This is a genomic window from Pantoea cypripedii (assembly GCF_011395035.1).
GTDB classification, from domain to species: Bacteria; Pseudomonadota; Gammaproteobacteria; order Enterobacterales; family Enterobacteriaceae; genus Pantoea; species Pantoea cypripedii_A.
The window spans coordinates 409942-416099 of record NZ_CP024770.1; the positions used below are offsets into that span (position 1 = coordinate 409942).

Below are 6158 nucleotides of genomic sequence, written 5' to 3' on the forward strand. Positions count from 1 at the left end.
TAATGTGATAAAAAGCGACAGACTTATCACGCAGTTGCAAAATAAATTCATCGAATATGCGATAGAGAATTTATCTCTTCAAATGCCGTACAATAAGATGAACTATTTTGTATATGATATTCATCATTTCTTATTGGCGTTGAGTCGGGGTGAGGTCAACTCCCGATCGAGAAACATTGTTTTGCTCTTTAATAATGAGTTGGAGGTTTTTATTCTCCAGTCAATCTGTGATGTTTCATTTTTTGCTCTTGATGTACGTAGTCTTGATGTTTTTGACTTCTTTAACGGGGAGAAGGTTTTTAAGAAAGTAAAACCGTTCAAAGAAAAAGATGATAGTGCCAGAATGCGAGTGTTCCTCCTTATTCTGCGTGGTTGGGATGATGAAAGAATTTGCCACTCATTATTTATTACCATGAAGAAGTTGAAAGAATATAAATCGCAGCTTACATACTCCTTTTTTGATAAAAGAAGAAATCTTTTCTACCTCACTCTGAATGGATTTTTGAAAAGTGATGTCTTGGCGGCATGAGCCTTATGTTGCATTTGGCTCATTATTCTGTTTGAACAATGCATAAAATTTTCAAAAGCAATAAGCCGACCATTAATTGGAAGGCTTAATGCAACGCACTAATTAATGTCCTTTCCTGAGGCACATTTGCAAAGCATGCAGTAAAGATTAACACTGCTATTTCCTGAATAATGATTCAGAGCAATGTTTGGTTGTAATGTGCTATTCTCAGGCAGGTATTACATTAATCCGTAACATCTATTTTTTTTGAGATGACTCTGATGATATTCATGACTTTTACTCGTAGGGTGTTCAGGAAATTATACTCTGTGGTGGCGACATTATTGTTTAAAGCATACTTACGAAGACAAAATAAACGATGCAAGAGGGTGGTTTCCAAAGAAAATGGTCCAATAATCAGTGTGACCTCATATAACAAGAGGTTTGATATACTATATCTAACTTTGGAATCTTTAATGAAACAGGATTATGATGGAGACTACCAGATAGTTGTGACATTATCTGAAGTTGATATCGATCTTTTTGGAGGTCTTCCTAAAAATCTTGAGACTTTGATGATGCGTGGAGTCAGGATCATTAGGGTACAAGACAATATTAAGAGTTATAAAAAAGCTTTTTATGTGAGTGATGAAAATATAAAATTCCCTATCATTACAATAGATGATGACATTCTGTATCCTCACTGGTGGTTGTCGGAAATATTACAATCTGCTAAGAACGAACCGGGATGCATTCTTGCATTTAGAGGACATCATATATTAAGGGGCGCTGACGACATCATCTTTGATTATAACCTTTGGTTTAAATATAGTGATAGGTTAACTTCACCCAAGCCAACCTATTCATTCCTGCCAACTGGTACCAGTGGTGTATACTATCCTGTTGGCTCTCTAAATGGTTTACAGTCAACTAAAGACGATTTTCTCTCAATATGTCCCGATGCAGATGATCTCTGGTTAAAGTATATTACTACTATAAATGGATTTAAAGCGAAGAGAATCAGAAATAATAACCTTCATTTTTTATGTTCTGATTTGAGTTCGAGTCTTCATACTATAAATGTTCACAATGGTGGAAATGATATTCAGTTTAACGGCATAGCTAAATATTCAGAAGAGTTCAAAGGGAAAATTTTCTCTGATGCATTGTTATTTAGCGATGAAGTAAAAAATGGCACTTCCACATCTATTTCAGATCGGAATCTATCTCAGTAACTGGATGACAAAAAGTACATTTTTTGTTTCCCAATGTTCTTTTTTCACAGATAAAATATTTATATTTCCATCTAAATGATAACTATTAAATCAGTAAGTGTGTTCTTCATGGAATAACATCATGCTTCAGATATGAATTTTTTGTATCAAAATCTCGATATTCTTATGAATCAATTTTTCTGGTGAGAACGACTTTGGCGTGACACAAAACGCCAAAGTCGTAATTTCTATCTTGGTGATTATCTATCGTAATAAATTATTAATGCTTATGAAAACACGCTGCTTATAGAACTTGTTTGTAACGGGATTAGCAACTTTCAATCTACTCCAAGAATCTTCAACTCGCTCCCGCCTTCATGATGTTTAAAATTTTCAATTTCTCGGCATATTCCCTGAAGTCCATAATACTCCTCCGTGACAGTCTAACGTTTCCATATACCTCCATTTATCTGAATCCTAACAATCAGTTTTTTTGTCATAACAATCATCTTAGAGAAAAAAGACTTTTTCATGCTCACCTATTTAACCATGCTAAAAAACGGTGACAAATATATTTGTCACGATATTTAATATCCCCCTGAATAAATGTTCTGCATCGCCACGTTTTATCTGAGGCAATGCTTCATTTTACCAGGTGTTGGTCCGTGTTTCCGGATGAATGTTTTTACATCAAGAGCCAAAGATAATTCTTGTGTTAATTTTTGACTTTCTAAATGCATATATCACTGCTGTAATTAATGTGATGATCGAAAAGGCTAACAATATATCTAAAACAACCCCTGTAACGCTTCCTGACCCCGAAATGAACGATGTGATAGTTTGAAGTTTCATTCTTATAAATCCAACAAAATAACCATGGATGAAATATATTGCGAAGCTGGCATTAGCAAACCAGGAGAGTAGCACCATTACCTTATTCTTCTTTGAATTAATAAAAAAAGTGCACAGGGCTAAAAAAACAAATATTTTTGCTATTATAGTTAGGTTTGGGTTGATATCTGTATATATTCTTAAAATGAAGGAAGCTAATGCTCCGAGGAGTATTAAAGGAAGCGCTCTTTTATTTATAAGTAACTCTCTGTTGTCATATATGAACATCCCGAATATATATACGGGAAGGAAGTGTATATATGAAACTATTGGATTGGAATCTCCAGCAGGTCTTGAGGTTAAAAGAATCACAATAACACTACATAATGCTGCATAGGATATTCTTTTCTTATCCTTACCTAAAAAATGAAGAAACCCGGATGAAAGGAAAATAAGTGATAGCATTGGTATGAACCATAATGGTCCAAGATGAGCCCCGGTGGAGTAAAAGAATGCTATTATGTATATCCATGAGTGTTGCATTAGGCTATCAATATCTACCCAGTTGTGATCTTTTTTGATTCCACTCATATATAGAGCGATTGCAGGTATTGATATTATGATGTATGGAGCGATGACATTTTTGAATTTATTTAGGTAGAACTTTTTTGCTTCATATCTTGGTAGTAGATGCTGAAAAAGAAATCCAGAAATAAGTAAGAACACCGAGGTCCACTCTCGAAGGATCTCCGACCAGATCTTACCAAGAAAACTGTCGCTTTCTATGAATAAATTGCAATGAGTAGCAACAATGAAAAATATAGCTATTCCTCTAATGCTATGTATATAGTCAATTCTTTTGTTTTCCATGAGTAAGTCTCTTAGCAATTGAAAATAGGTAATGTCATATTGTATAGCGCTTACACTAACATTACGTTTTAGTGATATAAACTAGCTCTTCGGGGTAAAATTCCTAAAAATCACTTCTGAAATCTTCAGTACCCTTTAACCATGTTCTTCCCCTAACTTCCTGAGCTAACTGTTACCTCCAGAGCGATGTGCGTGCTGCACAGGGTCTTAGCAATTCAAAGATAAAAAACTAAATACGGAGATGTTCACTTAAACGTATATGATCACGTTGCCAAATTCCTGAACTTTCTTATGTATAACCGTTTTTCGGCGAGTACCTTCTCATTCTTTCTCCGTTGCTTTTACCCTTTTAGGCATCGTTCCACCTGTGCTGATATAGGCACAGTTTCTATTATCTTCCAGTATGAAATCACCCGCTGAAAATATTTTTCGGCCAGACCGTAGACCCCGGAATGCAAAATATTATTTCCGTGCCGGTTTACTCTCCTTCAGAGAATGTTTTCAAACGAGTGATGGCAGTACAGAGAGAATGTAAAACCGCTACCAGCAAAACGCCAAAGTTGCACCTTCGGAAACTTAACTGATGAATCGCAGAATGGATATTGCAGGAAGACTCGATGCAGGGGGTATCATCAAAGTATTGATTGGAGGAGAGGGGACCTGAAATGACTCGTTACCTGATGCACCCGGATTGCCATTGCTCCCCGGCATCCCTTATAAGGCGTACATGTAATTTGCATTCCTGGGAAAGCGGTAAAACTGGAATGAGAAACTAAGTTCCATCTCATTAGCAGTTCTCTTTTCAATTGTCATCCAAAGTACTGCGGGGAGGGTTTCACTCCCAGTATACAAGATCAGGCTATGGTATCGGTAACTAAACCAGCATATTAATCCCGGTCAGGCTACTGCTCATGCGGTGGTATTGATATTCCGTCTGGTCCGTATTCGACCCGCTGGCTGAGCTGCTTGATAATCGGGCCACTCTTTTGTGGACGAAATCCATGGCAGGGCAGCAGTTTGTTTCGCTGATAAACTACGTTGTGCAGGCAGGTGAAACTTCAAACACAGCAGGGTAGAAATCTTAAATCTTGGAAAATTTTCCATTTATTCAGACGTCGAAATCGTCAGGGTATAATTTTTTTAGTTCATCCTGTTTTGAGTTGAAATCAGGATCTACCTCATGCGGGAGTTTAACTTTTAATCCTTTCCTTATCTGTGATGCTATGTAAAAGGCATCCCCCAGGCGATCCTCAAATATAGGATCAGTTGCTTCAAATTCTTTCGTGGCATACATACCAAACGTCAGCTTCCAGAGTTTTGCTCTGTCGGATTCCTGTCCGGTAACTATTTTATGAAGAAAAATCAACTGCTGAACGATAGAGTTGTACATCGGCTCCAGAGTTTCTCCACCGATGACATTATCCCTGATGTGATGATGACGTTTATGTGCCAGGCGGAGAGCCCTTTCTACGTAATCCAGTGCGGTATCATTACTCATTATTTCGGTACCTTCGCGGCTTCCGGCCATCTCCCACAGCGCATAGCGTACATCCCGGGGGCCGGTGCTGAGCGGGGCCATCGACAACGCTGCCCCATTGACGCTGAAAAACAGATAGTCACCGTTTCTGGCTCTGGTCAGACTGATACTGGAATAGAGAGAAGAGATCCCATGGAAAACAGACAGTTCACGGCTGTCTCGATCAAATGAGAAAAATATCGCCTGGCTGTCCGGAGGGACCTGGCTGGTGATTTCTGAGGCTGAGAGGGATTCCGCGGGAAACGAGATACTGTCTGTAATGCTGTCATAAATGCGGCTGTGATAGTCGTCGAATGCATCAGGACAGGTCCCTATAAAGCAGAGGAGTTTTTTCCCCGTTCTGCCATCTCCGGTCAGCACCACGCGCTGCTTCTGGAAAATAACCTGGCCACCGGAAGTGAAACGGTAAAACAGCTCAAGAGCCTGCTTTCCGGCCAGATTTATAAGTTGTGCGTGAAAAAGGGAAAGTCCTTCAAGCGTGGTATCGAGTTCTTCTGACAACCTGGCCGATACAGACTGAAGCGTATCATCTGCGCTGGCTGTCGCGCGTGATATGACAAACGTAAACTCATTTGCGTTGGTATGGCTGAGGGTGAAGAGGTTCATGGTACGGTCGCGAAAAACATCCGGCACCGTAATATTGCAATCCTGCAGGGTGTGATCAGACATCGCTAAGTCTCTCCATTCCGTGAGTACCGCGCACAATATCACCGATTACATTAATAATCTTTACATGATCCATTAAAAAACTTAACAAACTGAGGTAAAGAAGGTCTGTAATCCCTCTTCTGGGTAACTGATTACTGTGAACTGTATTATCAAGGTATTGATGGGATGGGACCTGAAATGGCTCGTTGCCTTATGCACCCGAACTGCCATTGCGCCCCGGAATCCCTTGCTGTCGGCGCGACTGATATAAGTCCTAAAATCAGCATGAATTTTGTCCACTCCACCCAACATGGGTTTCTCTTAAGGTTCCTACACCATCCGGAGAAACCGCATGTTAAGCAGAGGGGACCATCTCATGATAAAGCAGATGCGCATTCATGGCGCACATATTATCGACATCGCTCATCACGTCGGATGTTCTGAACGCACGGTCAGACGTCACCTTAAACAACAAAGTAAACCGGCAAGGCCAGACCGCCAGCCTATGAAGAAACTTAAACCCTTCATGCCTTACATCGATCAGCGGTTG

At 39.5% G+C, this 6158-nt stretch carries 4 protein-coding genes and 2 pseudogenes; 3 read left to right on the forward strand and 3 right to left on the reverse strand.

Features of this window, described 5'->3' with window-relative positions; genetic code table 11:
• Positions 1 to 4 precede the first annotated feature (4 nt).
• The gene (locus CUN67_RS25090) at positions 5 to 529 is read left to right on the forward strand and encodes a hypothetical protein (RefSeq protein WP_208718195.1); all 525 of its coding nucleotides are present in this window, start codon (positions 5 to 7) and stop codon (positions 527 to 529) included.
• A 455-nt stretch (positions 530 to 984) separates the two neighbouring features.
• Positions 985 to 1743 (forward strand): hypothetical protein, encoded by a 759-nt coding sequence (locus CUN67_RS25095; RefSeq protein ID WP_208718196.1) that lies wholly within the window; start codon positions 985 to 987, stop codon positions 1741 to 1743.
• A 669-nt stretch (positions 1744 to 2412) separates the two neighbouring features.
• On the opposite strand, the gene CUN67_RS25100 is transcribed toward CUN67_RS25095, so the two are convergent.
• The 3 genes and pseudogenes from CUN67_RS25100 to CUN67_RS30480 all read right to left on the reverse strand — a co-directional run.
• Positions 2413 to 3423, reverse strand: coding sequence for an acyltransferase family protein (locus CUN67_RS25100; protein ID WP_208718197.1), 1011 nt, complete (start codon positions 3421 to 3423; stop codon positions 2413 to 2415).
• A gap of 1108 nt (positions 3424 to 4531) precedes the next feature.
• Positions 4532 to 4921 carry an immunity protein Tsi6 family protein gene (locus tag CUN67_RS25105; protein ID WP_208719477.1) on the reverse strand — a complete coding sequence of 130 codons (390 nt, stop codon included), beginning with the start codon at positions 4919 to 4921 and terminating at the stop codon, positions 4532 to 4534.
• 303 nt (positions 4922 to 5224) lie between these two features.
• A pseudogene (locus CUN67_RS30480) lies at positions 5225 to 5629 on the reverse strand (DcrB-related protein); the annotation flags it as partial.
• A 331-nt stretch (positions 5630 to 5960) separates the two neighbouring features.
• Between CUN67_RS30480 and CUN67_RS30485 the strand changes: the two are divergent.
• A pseudogene (locus CUN67_RS30485) lies at positions 5961 to 6158 on the forward strand (hypothetical protein); the annotation flags it as partial.

Excerpts from the sequence above, each read along its gene's own strand:
- CUN67_RS25100 (WP_208718197.1), bottom strand. The coding sequence starts at position 3,423 with ATGGAAAACAAAAGAATTGACTATATACATAGCATTAGAGGAATAGCT.
- CUN67_RS25105 (WP_208719477.1), bottom strand. The coding sequence starts at position 4,921 with ATGAGTAATGATACCGCACTGGATTACGTAGAAAGGGCTCTCCGCCTG.
- CUN67_RS25095 (WP_208718196.1), top strand. The coding sequence starts at position 985 with ATGAAACAGGATTATGATGGAGACTACCAGATAGTTGTGACATTATCT.